Below are 16,921 nucleotides of genomic sequence, written 5' to 3'. Positions count from 1 at the left end.
CAGGTTGGCATGTCGCTCACCTCGCTCCGCGGATACGCCGGTCTCGCTTCCAACGCTCTCGACACCGCCCGCTCGACGTTCAAGGCCATGGCCGACGCGGCCGTGCAGCCCGAGGCGGGCGGCGCCGCCCCGGACGCCGAGCCGAAGGCGATCATGAAGTCGGAGGCCCCCGCGGCCCCCGCGGCCGCGGAGCAGCCGGCGCCGAAGCCGGCCGACCAGCCTCGCAAGGGCGTGCGGCGCGGTGTCGCCCTGGACGCCTACGCCTGAGCTGGGGTTGCCCCGGCGTTGGCGGTTGTCCGCGACGCGATGGTGGTCCGTCGGCAGTTCTCGCCGCCGCCGCCGAACGGCCGCGGTGTGGTGTGGTGTGGTGTGGCGGCGCGGGATGGTGCGGCGGCCGGTGTCAGGTGGTGCAGCCGGTCAGGGCCAAGGTGGCGGACAGGCCGTTGGGGTGGCCCGGTTCGGCCGCGGGGAGGACCAGGGCGGCGCAGCCGGCCTTTACCGCGCCGGCGTCGGCCGGGGTGTCGCCGACCATGAGGGTGCGTTCCGGGTCGGCGCCGAGCATGCCGCACGCGCGGAGGAAGATGGCCGGGTCGGGCTTGGCTCGGCCGATTTCGTAGCTCAGCGCGTACGCGTCAATCAGATCTTCCAAGCCCCACGCGGCGAAGTGGGGACGGATGTCGAAGCCGATGTTGCTGACCACCCCCACCCGGATGCCGGCGTCGTGCAGGGTGCGCAGGGTGGGCGCGGTGTCGGCGTAGGGTAGCCAGCCGTCGGGGCCCAGCAGGCGGTCGTAGAGGGCGTCGGCCAGACCCTCGACGTCGGTCGGCACGGTCGCGGCCAGGCCGGTGTAGGCGGCGCGGTGGCTGTGGGCGTACAGATCCCGGTCGGCCCAGTGCTCGGCCAGGTGCGGAGGGACCCGGTGCGGCACCGGTCCGCCGGCTCGTCCGGCCATCACCAGGCGGTCGGCAAGCACCGTGGCGCGGGTGCGATCCAGGTCTCGCCCGCAGGCCGCGGCGGCCGCCTGAACCCAGAGCACCGGGTCCTCGACCTGGGCCAGCGTGCCGTGGAAGTCGAACAGCACGGCGTCGACCTGGCGGGCCGGCCGATGGGGAGGGTGATCGGTCGATTCCACAGCATCCGGCACGGGTGCACCATACCGAGCCGCTCCCGCGCGCCGGGACGCAACCGCCGGTGCTGCAGGTTGTCGTACCCACGCACTAGCCTGGTGTTCATGACGAGTCCCGCCGAACGGTATGCGGAATCCAAGCGGCGGGCGGCCCGGCTGGCCGAGTTTCCGGCGCTTGACGACTTCATGCTGGATGTCGGCTTCGACCTGGACGACTTCCAGCGCTCGGCGTGTGAGTCGCTGGAGCGGGGCAGCGGGGTGCTGGTGTGTGCGCCCACCGGAGCCGGCAAGACGGTGGTGGGTGAGTTCGCGGTGCACCTGGCGCTGCGGGCGGGCCAAAACGGGGTGGGGGAGCGCAAGTGCTTCTACACCACGCCGATCAAGGCGCTGTCCAACCAGAAGTTCCACGACCTGGTGGAGCGGTACGGGCCGGAGAAGGTGGGGCTGCTCACCGGCGACAACGTGATCAACGGTGATGCGCCGGTGGTGGTGATGACCACCGAGGTGCTGCGCAACATGCTCTACTCCTCGTCGCCCGCGCTGTCGGGGCTGGCCTATGTGGTGATGGACGAGGTCCACTACCTGGCCGACCGGTTCCGGGGTGCGGTCTGGGAGGAGGTGATCATCCACCTGCCCGAGTCGGTGACGCTTGTCTCCCTCTCCGCGACGGTCAGCAACTACGAGGAGTTCGCGGACTGGCTGGTCACCGTTCGCGGGCACACCGAGGTGGTGGTCAGCGAGCACCGGCCGGTTCCGCTGTGGCAGCACATGCTGGTCGGGCGGCGGATGTTCGACCTGTTCCACGACGCCGACGCCGCTCGCAAGCACGACGTGCACCCGGAACTTCTCCGCTACACCCGCGAGATGATGCGCCGGCTCGAACTGACTGACCGGGCGCACGGACCGGGCTACCGGGGCGGCCGGTCCCGGCGCTGGCAGCCGCCGCCGCGGGCCGAGGTGGTCGACCGGCTGGAACGCGCGGGGCTGCTGCCGGCCATCCTGTTCATCTTCAGCCGGGCCGGCTGTGACGCCGCGGTGCAGCAGTGCCTGTCCGCGGGGCTGCGGCTCACCGACCCCGACGAGCGGGCCGAGATCCGGCGCATCGCCGAGGCCCGGGTCGCCGGCATCCCCCGCGAGGATCTGACCGTCCTGGGCTACTGGGAGTGGCTGGACGGTCTCGAGCGGGGCGTCGCCGCGCACCACGCCGGCATGCTGCCCGCCTTCAAGGAGGCGGTCGAGCAGTGCTTCGTGCAGGGCCTGGTCAAGGCCGTCTTCGCGACCGAGACGCTGGCCCTGGGCATCAACATGCCGGCCCGCTGCGTGGTGCTGGAACGGCTGGTCAAGTTCAACGGCGAGGCGCACGTCGACCTGACCCCTGGGGAATACACGCAGCTCACCGGCCGGGCCGGTCGTCGCGGCATCGACGTCGAGGGGCACGCCGTGGTGCTGTGGAGCCCCGAGGTCGATCCGCGGCACGTGGCCGGGCTGGCGTCGACGCGCACCTATCCGTTGCGGTCGTCGTTCCGCCCGTCGTACAACATGGCGGTCAACCTGGTCGGCACGGTCGGCGCCGAGTCGTCCCGCGAGCTGCTCGAGTCGTCGTTCGCGCAGTTCCAGGCCGACCGGTCGGTGGTGGGGCTGGCCCGTCAGGTGCAACGAAACCAGGAAACCATTGAGGCGTACGGGCAGGACGCGGCCTGTCATCACGGCGACTTCGACGAATACTTTGCGATCCGGGTGTCGATCAACGAGCGGGAGCGCGCGCTGAGCCGGCAGGGTGCCTCGCAGCGCCGGGCCGCGGCGGTGTCCTCGTTGGAGCGGCTGCGGGTGGGCGACGTGATCCGGGTGCCGCAGGGCCGCCGGGCCGGGCTCGCCGTGGTGCTCGAGGCGGTGAACGGCGGGTTCGGCGAGCCACGGCCGCTGGTGCTCACCCAGGACCGCTGGGCCGGCCGGGTCAGCCCGGCCGACTTCCCGGGCGAGGTCGAGGTGCTGCACCGGCTGCGGGTGCCGAAACACTTCAACCACCGGTCGCCGGCCGCGCGCCGCGACCTGGCCGCGCAGGTCAGCGCCACCGGGCTCGACCGGCACGGCGAGGGTCGCCGCAGCCGTCGCGGCGGCAACGGGGAGGACCCCGAGATCGCCCTGCTCAAGGTGCAGATGCGGCAACACCCGTGCCACGCCTGCGCGGAGCGCGAGGAGCACGCCCGGTGGGCCGAGCGGCGGCACCGGCTGCAGCGCGACACCGAGGCCCTGCGCGACAAGGTGGCCGGCCGCACCGGTTCGCTGGCCCGCACGTTCGACCAGGTCTGCGCGGTGCTCACCGGTCGCGGCTACCTGTCGCCGGCCGGCGACGTCACCGAGGCCGGCCGGATGCTCGGCCGGATCTGGTCGGAGGCCGACCTGCTGGTCGCCGAGTGCCTGCGGCAGGGCCTCTGGGAGGGGCTGGCCCCCGAGGAACTGGCCGCCGCGGTGTCCATGGTGCTGTACGAGTCGCGTCGCGAGGGCGACGACCGGGCCACGGTGCCGAAGGGGCCGATCACCGCGGCCGTGGACGCCTGCACCAAGCTGTGGGGCGAGATCGCCGCCGACGAGGCCGACCACGGGCTGACCCTGACCCGCGAGCCCGACCCCGGTTTCGTCTGGCCGATGTACCGGTGGGCCCGGGGCGAGCCGCTCGCCCAGGTGCTGGCGAGCAGCAACCACTACGACGCCGACATGCCGGCCGGTGACTTCGTGCGCTGGGCCCGCCAGGTGCTCGACCTGCTCGGCCAGGTCAAGGAGGCACCGGCTGCCTCCACCGGGGTGCGGGACGCCGCCCGCAAGGCGATCAACGCGGTGAACCGGGGGGTGCTGGCCTACCAGGCCGAGTTGTGACGGCGCCCCGGGCTGGGGTCGGTGGGCGGGGACCGCGGGTGGCGCGGGCTCGGCGGTGAGCGGGCTTGCGGTCAGATCTGGGCGAAGCGGCGGGCGCGGTCGCGGTGCTCGCGGGCTGCCGCGGCGAAGTTGCCGACCGGGAAACCGAGGGCTACGCCGTTCAGCCGGTGCATCTCCTCGACCTCCTCGGCGGCCCGGAGGTGCCAGCGGGCGGCGTGTTCGCGGCATGGCAGGCAGGTGACGCTGCGTGGTTCGGGGGAGGTCATCGCCAGCGACACCTGAAGGCCGCAGCCCGTCGTCACCCGGGTCGGCAGGTCGGCGGCCAGCCCGAAGGTCGACGCCAGCATCTTGCGGGTCGCCGTGTGACGGAAGAGGTTGACCTCGACGTGGATGTACGGGTCGGTCACGGGTCCTGCATACCTGATTTTCCGGGCGCTGTCGAAAACCCGTACGGCTCAATCGTGTAGTGGGTGTCAGCAGCCTGAGAGAGGAGCCTTCCGATGCGTCAGTACCTGCTCAGCATCTACCAGCCCGACGGTGACCCGCCGCCGCCGGAGGTGCTCGACCCGATCATGGCCGAACTCGCCAAGCTCAACGACGAGATGAGGGCGGCCGGGGTCTGGGTCTCGGCGGTCGGCCTGCACCCGGCGAGCAGCGCCACCGTGATCCGGGCCAAGGACGGCGAGCCGCTGCTCACCGACGGGCCGTTCACCGAGGGCAAGGAACACGTCGGCGGCTTCACGCTGATCCAGGCCGAGGATCTGGACGCGGCCCTGTCCTGGGGCGGCCGGCTCGCCGCGGTGCTGTCGCCGCTGGCCATCGAGGTACGGCCGGTCGCCTACCGCACATGACCGAGCCACCGATGACCGGGATCGAGCGGATCTTCCGGGCCGAGTACGGCCGGGCGGTCGCCGTCCTGATCCGCCACTTCGGCGACATCGCGATCGCCGAGGAGGCGGTGCAGGACGCGTTCGTCACGGCCGTCCGGCTCTGGCCGGAGCAGGGTGTCCCGCCCAGCCCGGCCGGGTGGATCATCACCACCGCCCGGAACCGGGCCGTCGACCGGATCCGCCGCGAAGCCGCCCGGGGCGAGCGGGAGGCGGCGGCCGTCCGGGAAGAGGCGGCCGCGGCGGGCCGGACCCGTGGCGAGGCGGGCGCCGGCGGGGAGACGGGTGTGCCCGGCGACGGGAACGGCGACGACCGGCTCCGGCTGATCTTCACCTGCTGCCATCCGTCGCTCGCCCCGGAGGCCCGGGTGGCGCTCACCCTGCGCCTGCTCGGCGGCCTCACCACCGGCGAGATCGCGCGCGCGTTCCTGGTGCCCGAGACGACCATGGGGCAGCGGCTGAGCCGGGCCAAAGGCAAGATCCGCGACGCCGGTATCCCGTACCGGGTGCCGGCCGACGACGAGCTTGCGCCCCGGCTCGGCGCGGTGCTGGCGGTGCTCTACCTGATTTTCAACGAGGGGTACGCGGCCAGCACCGGCGACGAGCTGACCCGGGCCGACCTTACCGCGGAGGCGATCCGGCTGGCCCGGATGCTGGTCGTGCTGCTGCCGGACGAGCCCGAACCGGCCGGCCTGCTCGCCCTCATGCTGCTGGTGGAGAGCCGCCGGCCGGCCCGCACCGGTCCCGGTGGCGACCCGATCCGGCTGGCCGACCAGGACCGCGGCTGCTGGGACCGGCGGCTGATCGACGAGGGGCAGCGGGTGCTGCGCGACTGCCTGCGGCGCAACCGGCCCGGCCCGTACCAGCTCCAGGCCGCGATCAACGCGGTGCACGCGGACGCCGGGACCGCCGCGGAGACCGACTGGCGGCAGATCCTGGTCCTGTACGACCTGTTGGCCGTACTGACACCGACGCCGGTCGTCGCGCTGCACCGGGCGGTCGCGTTCGCCGAGGTGCACGGGCCGGGTCCGGCGCTGGCGATCGTCGACGGCCTCACCGGGCTGGACCGGCACCACGTGCGGCACGCCGTCCGGGCCGACCTGCTGCGGCGCCTGGACCGGACGGCCGAGGCCGCCGGCGCCTACCGCCGCGCCGCCGAACTGGCCGGCAACGCCGCCGAACGGCGCTTCCTGACCGCCCGCGCCGAGGAACTGACGGGTTCGGGACCTTGGTCCCTACTTCGCCCGTGACGCTCATGATCAGCTCTGTCGTGTCGTAGGGAACTGGCGAGAACGACACGCGAATGGAGCTGGACCCGTCATGATCCGCACCCGCACCTGCCTCGGCGCCGTCATCGCGGCGGGCGCCGCCGTCCTCGGGATCGCCAGCCCGGCGCAGGCCCACGAGAAGTGGTTCGTACCGGACCCGGGCAGCTACCCCACCGACTGGTCGTTCGCCTGGCGGCCGGTCACCCTCGCGCTCATCCTGGCCGTGGTCGGTGTGACCCTGGCCTGGCGTTACGTGGCCCTCAACCACCTGCCCACGCCGGAGCTGCGGCCGCTGCGGTTCGTCGGCAAGGTGGTCCCGTACGTGCCTCGCCTGCTCGCCGTCCACCTCGGTGTCTCGCTGCTGGCCGCGGCCGTGACCGGGCACTTCCTCACCCATGACCTCGCGGTCGGCGACCACAGCTACCTGCTGCTGATCGAGGGCGCGCTGGGCGTCTGGTTCATCACCGGCATCCGGCTGCGCCCGGCCGCCATCCTGCTGGCCCTGGCCGGCCCGTTCGCGCTGCTGTTCACCGGACCGGTCGGCCTGCTCTCCGCGATGGACCTGCTGGGCGTCGCGGTCTTCCTGGCCTTCGTGCCGCCGTCGGACGGCACCTTCGGCCGGGTCGAGCCGGACGCCGCGGCCCTGGGCAACGCGCTGCTCGCGCTGCGGATCGGTGCCGGCGGCGCGCTGATCACCCTGGCCTTCGCCGAGAAGCTGGCCAACCCGGCGCTGGCCCGCGAGACCCTGCGGCTGTTCCCGCAGCTGGACGTGTTCGCGCTGGTCGGCATCCAGGTGCCGGCCGACACCTTCGTGGCGGTCGCGGGTGCCACCGAGCTGCTGTTCGGGCTGCTGGTCATCTCGGGCGCGCTGCCGCAGGTCGCGGTGCTGGTCGCCGGCATCCCGTTCAACGCCACCCTGCTGCTGTTCGGCGGCACTGAGCTGCTCGGCCACCTGCCCGTCTACGGCGTCTTCCTGGCCCTGCTCGCGTACGGCTCGCACGCGACGACGGCTCCGCTGGTGCGCCGGCTGCCTGCCCTGCCGCGCCGGACTCCCAAGCCGGTGACCGTCTGACTCACTAGTTTCGGCGGGCCGCCCTCCCGGTAGGAGAGCGGCCCGCCGAGCGGCCGCGTGACGCGGCCACGAGCGGGCGGTGGCGGCCATCCACCCGCGACCACGCCGGCCAAACCGAGGGCGCGCCTGTACGTCCACAGGCGCGCTGCGGTCGGATATCCCATCCGGCTCTCGTCCGGCCGACGGGGGGCGGCCTTCCGAGTGGCGACGCGGTTGACAGGAATGAGACACCGAAAGAAGCGTTTATGCAACAGCTCTGTCTCTATAAGTTTTTTCGAGAGTCCGTGATCTGCTACTTCAGAGCTCTCGGGCGGAACTAGCCTCAAACGATGCCCGCGTCCCAGGAGAACCTCACGCCACGTACACCGCTGGGCGCCACGCTGCTACCGGGCGGTCTCGCCGTCCGATTCTGGGCGCCGGCCGCCGAACGTGTATATATCGCCTTCGATGAACAACATCCCGAAGGTAATGACGACCTTGAATTGGTGCGGGACGCCGCCGGGGTTTGGGGCGGGTTCTTCCGCGGTGTCGGGACCGGCCGGAAATATCGGTTCTATGTCGTCGGTGCCGGCGGCCGGGGCTTCAAGCGCGACCCGCGGGCCCGGGAGTTGGAGCTGTACGGGTACCCCGACTGCGACGGGCTGACCGCCGACCCGGACGAGTACCCCTGGCACGACGCCGGCTGGACCCCGCCCCGGTTCACCGACCTGATCGTCTACCAGCTGCACGTCGGCGTCTTCTCCGGCTCCGGCCGCGGCCCGGCCAAGTTCCTCGACGCCCTGCGGCGGGTGCCCTACCTGGCCCGGCTCGGCGTGACCGCGATCCAGCCGCTGCCGGTGGTCGAGTTCCAGGGCGAGTGGAGCCTCGGCTACAACGGCACCGACCTCTTCTCGCCCGAGATGGACTACTGCCTCGACCCCGACGACCTGGGCCCCCACCTCGAGGCGGTCAACGCGCTGCTCGCCGAGCGCGGCGCCGACCCGCTCAAGCCGGAGCAGCTGGCCGGGCAGGCCGCCCAGCTCAAGGCGTTCGTCGACGTCTGCCACCTGTACGGGATCGCGGTGCTGTTCGACGTCGTCTACAACCACGCCGGCGGCGGCCTCGACCGGCAGAGCCTCGACTACATCGACCTGCCGGCCGACCCGGGGCCGCACAACAACGCCTACTTCTCGGATCAGGGCTGGGCCGGCGGGCGGGTCTTCGCGTTCCACCGGCCCGAGGTGCGCGCGTTCCTCACCGACAACGCGGCCCTGTTCCTGGACGAGTACCACGCCGACGGCCTGCGCTTCGACGAGGTCAGCGTGATCGACCGGATGGGCGGCCGGGGTTTCTGCCAGGAGATGACCGCGGCGCTGCACGAGCGCAAGCCGTCCGCCGCGCTGATCGCCGAGTACTGGGGCGAGCACCGCTGGCTCGCGGTCCAGCCGCCGCCCGCCGGGATGGGCTTCGACCTGGGCTACGCCGACGGGCTGCGGGACGCGGTGCGGGACGTGCTGCACGACGTCGCGCGCGGCGGGTCCGGACCGGTCGGCGTCGGCCGCCTGGCCCGTGGCCTGCATCGCCCCGCGCACCTGCGGCACGCCTGGCAGGCGTACCAGTGCCTGGAAAATCATGACCTCGTGCTGGACATGGACGACCACCGCGACCCACGCATCGCCTCGCTGGCGGATGCCAGCAATCCCCGGTCCTGGTACGCGCGGAGCCGCTCCCGGGTGGCGACCGGCGTGCTGCTGACCGCGCCCGGCACGCCGATGCTGTTCATGGGCCAGGAGTTTCTCGAGGACAAGCTGTGGTCGGACAGCCCCGGGCGCACCGACCGGCGGATCTGGTGGGACGGCGCGCTCGGCGGCGACCGGCACATGGCCGACTTCCTGCGCTGCACCACCGACCTGATCGCGCTGCGCCGGGAACTGCCGGCGCTGCGGTCCGACGCGCTCCACGTGTATGCGCCCGACGAGGACAACCGGGTCCTGGCCTACCAGCGCGACAACGTGGTGGTGGTGCTCAGCTTCAAAGAGCAGATCCTGTACGGGTACGAGCTGGGCCTGCCGCAGCCGGGCCGCTGGCGCGAGGCGTTCAACACCGACTGGTACGACCACTGGCCGAACCCGTGGGTGGCGGGCAACGGCGGCTCGGTGCGGGCGGACCGGCCGGGGCGGCACGGCTTCGCGCAGTCGGCGGCGCTCACGATTCCGGCGAACGGGTTGCTGGTCTTCGTGAACTAGTCGAGTCCTACAAATGACGGATGGTCGTGCACACCAGCCCGGACCAGGGTGGATGCCATGATCTACGGGCGTCCAGCACCGCTGCCGGAGCCGCGGGAGAACTCGTGGCGCTCGGCCGGTGCGGTCGTTCTGGTCTTCCTGGCGGTGTACGGGGCCGGAATCGGGGCGGTGCGGTGGCGGCTCGAACAGCCCGTCGAAGCCGCCCGGATCAGCGCGCCGGACACGCCGGTGGAGCCGGTCGCGGTGGTGCCGGCCCCGACCACGCCCGCGCCGCCGGAGATCGTGCTCGGCCGGGAGTGCCTGCCCGAGGGAGCGCGCGGCGTGACGGCGCTCGGCCTGCGGGTGGTGTGCCTGCAGCAGCCGTGGGACATCGCCCCGAACTGGCAGCTCCGCTAGGCGCCGCATGCTGTCGTACCCGCCCGGTACCGTTCCGGCATGACAGTCCAGACCGACCAGGACGGGCTCGCGGCGCTGCGCGGTGAGCTGGTCGGATACGCATACCGGATGCTCGGCTCGCCGTTCGAGGCGGAGGACGCCGCGCAGGAGACCCTGTTGCGCGCCTGGCGTCACCTCGGCGACTACGACCCGGCCCGCGGCTCGCTGCGCACCTGGGTCTACCGCATCGCCACCAACGTCTGCCTCGACATGCTGCGCTCCGCCCAGCGCCGGGCCCGGGCCACCGACTTCGCCTCCACCGCGGCACCGGGTGGAGACCTGGGCCCGCCGCTGCCCGAGACCACCTGGGTGCTGCCCATCCTCGACCGAGACCTGGCCGACCCGGCCGACGTAGCGGAGCGCCGCGAGACGGTGCGCCTCGCGTTTGTGGCCGCCCTGCAGCATCTGCCGCCGAAACAGCGGGCCGTCCTGATCCTGCGCGACGTGCTGTGCTGGCCGGCGGCCGAGGTGGCCACCCTGCTGGACACGTCGGTGGCGTCGGTGACCAGCGCTCTGCAGCGGGCCCGGGCAGCCCTGCGTGCGGCCGGTCCGGGCCGGCCCAGCCCGCTGTCCGATCCGGCCAAGCGCTCCCTGGTCGAGCGATACGCGGACGCCTTCCAACGGCACGACGTGGCCGCGCTGGTCGCGCTCCTGCACTCCGACGTGGTCACCTCAATGCCGCCGTTCACCTGGTGGCTGCGCGGGCGCGACGTGGTGGGCGCGGTCATGTCCGCCTCGGACGCCTGCCTCGACGACCGCCTGACTTTGACGGCGGCAAACGGGTCGTTCGCGCTCCGGCAGGAACGGCCGGCCGGTCCCGGCGGGGCGCTCGAGCCGTTCGCGCTGCTGGTTTTCGAGTTCGGCGACGAGCTCATCACCGAGGTGACGACGTTCCTGGGCTTCCGGGCGGATCGCGCTCCGCGCGGGTGAGCATCCCGGACCGGGTCCGGTGCCGGCCTCCGGCGATCCCTGTAAGAGCCACCGGAAGCATCAATTCGGCAACCTCGGTCCGTCGAGCCGGACATAAGCGGAAATATGATTTTGGGCGCGGTCGAAGGTGGGGCCGGAACGTTCGGTCCACGATGCGGGACGGCGGCTGCTGTCCAGGACACGATTCCGGGATACGAACGCAGCGGTCACGGAGTGAGTGCCGGGCCTGCTGCATGGGGGCAATCGCTCCGGATAGCAGAAGCCCTGGAAACACGAACTCGTCAACATCGCGGCGAGCGGCGAGCGGCGAGGCGAGGGCGGTGGCGTGCAGGATGCAGCGGGGAGGCCGGGGCGGTGGCGTCGGGGATGCGGCGGCGAGGCGGGGTGGCGGTTGGGGAGCGCGGGTGGGGTCGCGAGGTCGGGTTCGGGAGGCGTTGACCGTCTGCGGTTGGGCGGGGTGGTGGCGTTGGGGGTGGACCGGGGGAACGGCGCGCGCGGGGGTCCCGTACGGTATCGGGGTTTTTGAAGGATGGTGCCCGGTGTGTGGTCGAGTGGTGACTCTCGGGTCATACGATCGTGGCGGGCGCGGATTGTGCCGGGACAAAACGGGAGTGGGGAATGGAGACTCTGGAGTTCCAGGCTGAGGCGCGGCAGCTGCTTCAGTTGATGGTCCATTCGATCTATTCGAACAAGGACATCTTCCTGCGGGAGCTGATCTCGAACGCCTCGGATGCGCTGGACAAGCTTCGTCTGGCGGTGCTTCAGGACGGGCTCGAGGCGGACACGTCGGATCTGCACATCGAGATCGAGTCGGACGCCGAGGCGCGCACGCTGACCGTGCGCGACAACGGCATCGGGATGACGCACGACGAGGTCGTGGCGCTGATCGGCACGATTGCCAAATCCGGTACGGCGGAGCTGCTGGCGAAGCTCAAGGAGGCCACCGAGACCAAGGACGCGGCGCTGATCGGGCAGTTCGGCGTCGGCTTCTACTCGACGTTCATGGTCGCCGACAAGGTCACGCTCACCACGCGCAAGGCCGGCACCGACGGGCACGGCACGCGGTGGGAGTCGGCGGGCGAGGGCACATACACGATTGACGACGCCCCGGACGCGCCGGTCGGCACCTCGGTGACCGTGCACCTGCGGCCCAAGGACGAGGAGGACGCCCTCTTCGACTACACCGACGAGTGGAAGATCAAGGAGATCGTCAAGCGGTACTCCGACTTCATCTCGTTCCCGATCCGGATGGGTTCCGGCGACGAGGCGGCCACCCTCAACTCGATGAAGGCGCTGTGGGCGCGCCCGCGGTCCGAGGTGTCCGACGAGGAGTACCACCAGTTCTACCGGCACATCAGCCACGACTGGACCGACCCGCTCGAGATCATCAACATGCGGGCCGAGGGCACCTTCGAATACGAGGCGTTGCTGTTCCTGCCCGCGCGGGCGCCGCACGATCTGTTCCAGCGGGATGCCCGCCGGGGCCTTCAGCTGTACGTGAAGCGCGTCTTCATCATGGACGACAGCCGGGAGCTGATTCCGGACTACCTGCGCTTCGTCAAGGGCGTGGTGGACGCGGCCGACCTGTCGCTGAACATCTCGCGGGAGATCCTCCAGCAGGACCGGCACATCCAGATGATCCGGCGGCGCCTGGTCAAGAAGGTGCTGTCGACCATCAAGGACCTGCTCAACAACCACCCGGAAAAATACGCGACGTTCTGGCGCGAGTTCGGCCGGGCGGTCAAGGAGGGCCTGCTCAACGACCCGGACAACCAGAAGGCGATCCTGGACGTGGCCACCTTCGCGTCGACGGCCGGCGACGAGCCGACGACGCTCGCGGCCTACCTGGAACGGGTGAAGGAGGGCCAGGAGGAGATCTACTACCTGACCGGGGAGTCCCGTTCGCAGGTGGAGAACTCGCCGCACATGGAGGCGTTCCAGGCCCAGGGTTACGAGGTGCTGATCCTCACCGACCCGGTCGACGAGGTCTGGGTCGAGGCGGTGCCCGACTACGACGGCAAGAAGCTGCAGTCGATCGCGCGCGGCTCGGTCGACCTGCCGTCCGAAAAGGAGAAGCCCGAGCCCGAGGGCGACTTCGGCCCGCTGCTCACCTTCCTCGGCGAAAAGCTGGAAGAGCAGGTCAAGGAGGTACGCCTGTCGCACCGCCTGACCACCTCGGCGGCGTGCCTGGTCAGCGACGCCAACGACATCACGCCGACGCTGGAGAAGATGTACCGCGCCATGGGCCAGGAGGGCCCTCGGGTCAAGCGCATCCTCGAGCTCAACCCGGACCACCCGCTGGTGAGCGGCCTGCGCGAGGCCCACGAGCGCCAGGCCGACGACCCGGCCCTGCCGGACACGGCCGAGTTGCTGTACGGGACCGCGCTGCTGGCCGAGGGCGGCGACCTGGAGGACCCGGCCCGCTTCGCCAAGCTGCTGGCGGATCGGCTGGCCCGCACGGTCTGAGTTTCTGGCTCCCGCCCGGACGAACCGACAAGTCGGGGTTGTCCGGGCGGGCGGCTATCCGAGGTCGACGGGAAGGGCTTCGAGCCAGGCCCGGGGTCCGGCGTGCTGTACGCGCACGCCCGCGACCCGGATCGCGAAGGCGATGGCGTCCGGCAACGGCCGATCGCTGGTCAGGGCCACCGCCAGGGCGCCGTGGAAGGCGTCGCCTGCGCCCGCTGTGTCGGACGCGTGGAGCCGGGGGACGGGGATTTCGCCGGTCGCGGTGGGGGTGAACCAGCGGACTGGGGACGGGCCGTGGGTGACTATCGTGACCGGGGCGGCTATGGCTGCTGCCAGGGCCTCGTCCGTGGGGGACTGTTGGGCCGGGTGGCGGAAAGCGGCCGAGCACGCCACCACCTCGGCGTGCGGGAGGATTTCCGTGAACGCGTCGCGCCAGGTGCCGGCGTCCACCAGCAAGCGGCGGGCACTTCGGGCCGCGGCCGTGGCCAGGAGCGGGTGATGGCCGTCCACCAGGGTCAGGTCGGCCTCAGGTAGGCCGGCTGGTGGGGGCGGGGCCTCCAGGGTGGCGGCGTTGCGGCTGACTATGGTGCGTTCGCCGGCGGGCTGGACCGTGATGGCGGACACGGGCGGGGGCACCGCAGTCTCCGGCAATTGGTCTATTACGCGTACTTTATAGGTTTTTAGGTCTTTGCGGATGAGGTCGCCCAGCGGATGGGCGCCGATGGCCGTGACCAAAGTTACGTCCGCGCCCAGTGCGGCTGCCGTTATTGCCGCATTTGCGGCGGGACCACCGGCGGCGATCTCCAAGGAACGGGCCTGCGCCTTCTCGTCGGGCGCGGGAATGCGGTCGACCCGGTAGATCAGGTCGAGCGTGGTCAGGCCGACGCAGAGAATGCGCGGCGTCACGTGGATAGTTCGCGCAGGAATGTCCCGATGTTACGGAAGATTTCGCTCATGCCGTCGCCCAGGCCGTGGGCTATGTCGGCGGCGGGGCCCGGGTTTGTGCCGATGTAGAAGATCACCAGTATCAGCAGGATCCAGCCCAGTGCCTTCTTCATGCCGGGCCTCCCTTCTGCGCCTTTACATGATCGTGGCATGGGCGTGCACCCAATTCGCGGATCTTCGCCCGCGCGGCGGGATCGATCATGAGCGGAATTGGCAGTGACTTGAATTTGAGAGCTACTGTCAAAACATGGTTACTTTCACATCGCGCTGGGTGGCGCTGGGAGCCCTGTCGCTCGGGACGCTGGCGGTGGGGCTGGACACGACGGTCCTCAGCGTGGCGCTGCCGACGCTGAGCCGGGACCTGGACGCGGGCACGGCGGAACTCCAGTGGTTCACCAACGCCTATCTGCTGGTGCTGGCGGCGGGGCTGCTGCCGGCCGGCATGCTGGGGGATCGGCTCGGGCGCAAGCGGATGCTGCTCGGGGCGCTGGTGGTGTTCGGGGTGGCGTCGCTGGCATGCGCCTACGCGGCCACCGGCGGGCAACTGATCGCGGCGCGCGCGGCGCTCGGGCTCGGGTCGGCGGTGATCATGCCGCTGTCGGCCGCGGTGCTGACCGTCCTCTTCGGCGAGCGGGAACGCGGTCGGGCGCTGTCGGTCTGGGTCACCGCGAACGCGCTCGGCGTGCCGCTCGGGCCGCTGCTCGGCGGGTGGTTGCTGGACAACTTCTGGTGGGGCGCGGTCTTCCTGATCAACCTGCCGCTCGTGGCGCTCGCCGTCGTCGCGGTGGCGCTGTGGGTGCCGGAGTCGCACGGTGACCGGCGGCGGCGGTTCGACGGGCGGGGCGTGCTGCTGTCGGCCGCGGGGCTGGTGGTGCTCACGTACGGGATCATCGAGGCCGGCGAGCACGGCTGGATCTCGGCCGCCGCCCTGGTCCCGATGCTCGGCGGGATGGTGCTGCTCGGCGCGTTCGCCGCAATCCGGTCGCCGCTGGTGGACTGGGCGCTGTTCCGGTCGCGCACGTTCACCGGCGGGGCGCTGCTGGCGACGCTGGCCAGCTTCGGGATGCTCGGCCTGCTGTTCGCGCTGCCGCAGTACTTCACGGCGGTGACCGGCACGGACGCCTTCGGTGCCGGACTGCGGCTGCTGCCGGTGATCGGCGGCCTGCTGGTGGGCGCGCGGGCCGCCGACCGGCTGGTGGTCCGGTTCGGCGCCCGGGCGGTGATCGCCGGCGGCCTGGCGGTGATGGCAGCGGGACTGCTCGCCGGGTCGTTCACCTCGGCCGGCAGCGGCTACGGCTTCGTCGCGGCCTGGATCGCGGTGGCCGGCGTGGGCATGGGCCTCACCATGCCGCCGGCCATGAACGCGGCGATGGCGGCCCTGACGCCGGAACGCAGCGGGGTCGGCAACGGGCTGCTGCAGGCGCTGCGGCAGGTCGGCGGCGCGATCGGGGTGGCGGTTCTCGGCACCGTGCTGAACGCGGCCTACCGGGACGCGCTGCCGGCGTCGGCGGGCGCCGCGATCCGGGACAACGTCGCTGCGGGCCTGGGCGATCCCGCGGTGCAGGCCGCGTTCACCACCGGAATGGGCGCGTCGATGCTGGTGGCGTCCGCGGTGGCGCTGTGCGGCGCGGTGCTGGCGCTGCTGGTCATGCCGGTGCTGGCAGAATCGAGAACATGACCTCGTCCCTGCCGGCCGGGTTGCGCGAGCGCAAAAAGGCGAAGACCCGCGCGGCCATCCGCGAGCACGCGATGCGGCTGTTCGAGGATCAGGGGTATGCGACCACCACCGTCGAGCAGATCGCCGAGGCGGCCGAGGTCTCGCCGAGCACGTTCTTCCGCTACTTCCCCACCAAAGAGGACGTGGTCCTCACCGACGACTTCGATCCGCTGGTGATCGAGGCGATCCGGGCGCAGCCGGCCGGGACGCCGCCGGTCCGGGCGCTGCTGGACGGCATGCGCGCGGTCTTCGACCTGCTCACCGAGGAGGCGTGGACCGCCGAACGCCGCCGGCAGCGCCTGATCGCGGCCATCCCCGAGTTGCGCACCCGGGTCATGCAGCAGACGGCCGCGGCCATCGACATGCTCGCCGAGGTGCTGGCCGAACGCGAGGGCCGGCCGGCCGACGACCTCAGATGCCGGGTGATCGCGGGCGCAGTGGTGGGGGTGGTGCTGGCCGTGGCGCCGCCGGCGAACGGGCCCAGCTTCGAGCCGCACGACCTGGTGCGGGTCGAGGAGGCCCTGCGCCTGGTGCAGGACAACTTCCGCCTCGACTAGCAGGCGGCGTCGAGTTTCTGGCCGACGGTCGCGAAGCCGCCGTCCACGTACGCCCTCGGGTCGGCCTGCTTGGCACCCGCGGTGAGGTCGGCGGCCACCGTGCCCAGCGCCTGCTTCAGTTCCGCGTCGGTGGTCCGCTCGGCCTCGGCGGTCACCTGCGCGGCCATCCCGGTGAACGTGTCGCGGATGCCCTGCTCGGCCGAGTCGCCGCTGCCGGAGACGAAGCCGGCCAGGTGGACCGCACCGTCGGTGAGGATCTTGTAGGCCGCGGTGCAGACGTACTCGGGTACGCCGGCGGACGCGGACGGTGTCGGAGCGACGCTGAACGGCACCGGTATCGCGTCGGCCTTGACCTCGATGCCGCAGCCGGCGGTGAGCGTGACCGTCGCGAGCAGGACGGCGAGGCGTCGGAGCACGAC

16 protein-coding genes are annotated in these 16,921 nt (G+C 71.6%); 11 read left to right on the top strand and 5 right to left on the bottom strand.

Annotated features, from left to right (window positions below; genetic code table 11):
• Nucleotides 1-9: 9 nt before the first annotated feature.
• A complete protein-coding gene (locus Ari01nite_RS12680; RefSeq protein ID WP_203781386.1) occupies nt 10-267 on the top strand; it encodes a hypothetical protein in 258 nt (85 codons plus the stop codon).
• A 133-nt stretch (nt 268-400) separates the two neighbouring features.
• On the opposite strand, the gene Ari01nite_RS12675 is transcribed toward Ari01nite_RS12680, so the two are convergent.
• Nucleotides 401-1,144 (bottom strand): HAD family hydrolase, encoded by a 744-nt coding sequence (locus Ari01nite_RS12675; RefSeq protein ID WP_239162699.1) that lies wholly within the window; start codon nt 1,142-1,144, stop codon nt 401-403.
• Between the two features lie 87 nt (nt 1,145-1,231).
• Between Ari01nite_RS12675 and Ari01nite_RS12670 the strand changes: the two genes are divergently transcribed.
• Nucleotides 1,232-4,000, top strand: a complete 2,769-nt coding sequence (locus tag Ari01nite_RS12670) for a DEAD/DEAH box helicase (protein ID WP_203781385.1) — start codon at nt 1,232-1,234, stop codon at nt 3,998-4,000.
• Nucleotides 4,001-4,071: 71 nt separating this feature from the next.
• Here Ari01nite_RS12670 and Ari01nite_RS12665 read toward each other — a convergent pair whose 3' ends face one another.
• Nucleotides 4,072-4,407 (bottom strand): hypothetical protein, encoded by a 336-nt coding sequence (locus tag Ari01nite_RS12665; RefSeq protein ID WP_203781384.1) that lies wholly within the window; start codon nt 4,405-4,407, stop codon nt 4,072-4,074.
• A gap of 93 nt (nt 4,408-4,500) precedes the next feature.
• Between Ari01nite_RS12665 and Ari01nite_RS12660 the strand changes: the two genes are divergently transcribed.
• The 7 genes from Ari01nite_RS12660 to htpG all read left to right on the top strand — a co-directional run bounded on the left by Ari01nite_RS12660 (nt 4,501) and on the right by htpG (nt 13,283).
• Complete coding sequence (locus tag Ari01nite_RS12660) at nt 4,501-4,851, top strand: YciI family protein (RefSeq protein WP_203781383.1); 351 nt, start codon at nt 4,501-4,503, stop codon at nt 4,849-4,851.
• Nucleotides 4,848-6,137, top strand: coding sequence for an RNA polymerase sigma factor (locus tag Ari01nite_RS12655; RefSeq protein ID WP_239162698.1), 1,290 nt, complete (start codon nt 4,848-4,850; stop codon nt 6,135-6,137). The genes Ari01nite_RS12660 and Ari01nite_RS12655 overlap by 4 nt, the downstream gene beginning before the upstream one ends.
• Nucleotides 6,138-6,207: 70 nt before the next feature.
• Complete coding sequence (locus tag Ari01nite_RS12650; protein ID WP_203781382.1) at nt 6,208-7,227, top strand: hypothetical protein; 1,020 nt, start codon at nt 6,208-6,210, stop codon at nt 7,225-7,227.
• 329 nt (nt 7,228-7,556) lie between these two features.
• Nucleotides 7,557-9,452 carry an alpha amylase C-terminal domain-containing protein gene (locus Ari01nite_RS12645; RefSeq protein WP_203781381.1) on the top strand — a complete coding sequence of 632 codons (1,896 nt, stop codon included), beginning with the start codon at nt 7,557-7,559 and terminating at the stop codon, nt 9,450-9,452.
• A gap of 57 nt (nt 9,453-9,509) precedes the next feature.
• Nucleotides 9,510-9,848 (top strand): hypothetical protein, encoded by a 339-nt coding sequence (locus Ari01nite_RS12640; RefSeq protein ID WP_203781380.1) that lies wholly within the window; start codon nt 9,510-9,512, stop codon nt 9,846-9,848.
• Between the two features lie 39 nt (nt 9,849-9,887).
• Nucleotides 9,888-10,817, top strand: a complete 930-nt coding sequence (locus tag Ari01nite_RS12635) for an RNA polymerase subunit sigma-70 (protein WP_203781379.1) — start codon at nt 9,888-9,890, stop codon at nt 10,815-10,817.
• 618 nt (nt 10,818-11,435) lie between these two features.
• Nucleotides 11,436-13,283, top strand: a complete 1,848-nt coding sequence (htpG, locus tag Ari01nite_RS12630; RefSeq protein WP_203781378.1) for a molecular chaperone HtpG — start codon at nt 11,436-11,438, stop codon at nt 13,281-13,283.
• Between the two features lie 54 nt (nt 13,284-13,337).
• Here the strand turns inward: htpG and Ari01nite_RS12625 are convergent, their stop codons facing one another.
• On the bottom strand, nt 13,338-14,189 hold the full coding sequence (locus tag Ari01nite_RS12625) for a PfkB family carbohydrate kinase (protein ID WP_203781377.1): 852 nt from the start codon (nt 14,187-14,189) through the stop codon (nt 13,338-13,340).
• Nucleotides 14,186-14,341, bottom strand: a complete 156-nt coding sequence (locus Ari01nite_RS12620) for a hypothetical protein (RefSeq protein ID WP_203781376.1) — start codon at nt 14,339-14,341, stop codon at nt 14,186-14,188. The genes Ari01nite_RS12625 and Ari01nite_RS12620 overlap by 4 nt, the downstream gene beginning before the upstream one ends.
• 134 nt (nt 14,342-14,475) lie before the next feature.
• Here Ari01nite_RS12620 and Ari01nite_RS12615 point away from each other — a divergent pair, with 134 nt between their 5' ends.
• Both Ari01nite_RS12615 and Ari01nite_RS12610 read left to right on the top strand, forming a co-directional pair.
• Complete coding sequence (locus Ari01nite_RS12615; protein WP_203781375.1) at nt 14,476-15,906, top strand: MFS transporter; 1,431 nt, start codon at nt 14,476-14,478, stop codon at nt 15,904-15,906.
• Entirely contained in the window at nt 15,903-16,502 is a 600-nt protein-coding gene (locus Ari01nite_RS12610) for an acyl-CoA-like ligand-binding transcription factor (protein WP_203781374.1), read from the top strand. Before Ari01nite_RS12615 ends, Ari01nite_RS12610 begins: the two co-directional genes overlap by 4 nt.
• Here the strand turns inward: Ari01nite_RS12610 and Ari01nite_RS12605 are convergent.
• Nucleotides 16,499-16,918 carry a hypothetical protein gene (locus Ari01nite_RS12605; RefSeq protein ID WP_203781373.1) on the bottom strand — a complete coding sequence of 140 codons (420 nt, stop codon included), beginning with the start codon at nt 16,916-16,918 and terminating at the stop codon, nt 16,499-16,501. The two genes, Ari01nite_RS12610 and Ari01nite_RS12605, sit on opposite strands and share 4 nt — an antisense overlap.
• Between the last annotated feature and the right edge of the window lie 3 nt (nt 16,919-16,921).

Source organism: Paractinoplanes rishiriensis (assembly GCF_016862375.1).
Classification (GTDB): domain Bacteria; phylum Actinomycetota; class Actinomycetes; order Mycobacteriales; family Micromonosporaceae; genus Actinoplanes; species Actinoplanes rishiriensis.
Note: the sequence above shows the minus strand (reverse complement) of the source record. Positions and strands in the feature narration are given on the sequence as shown.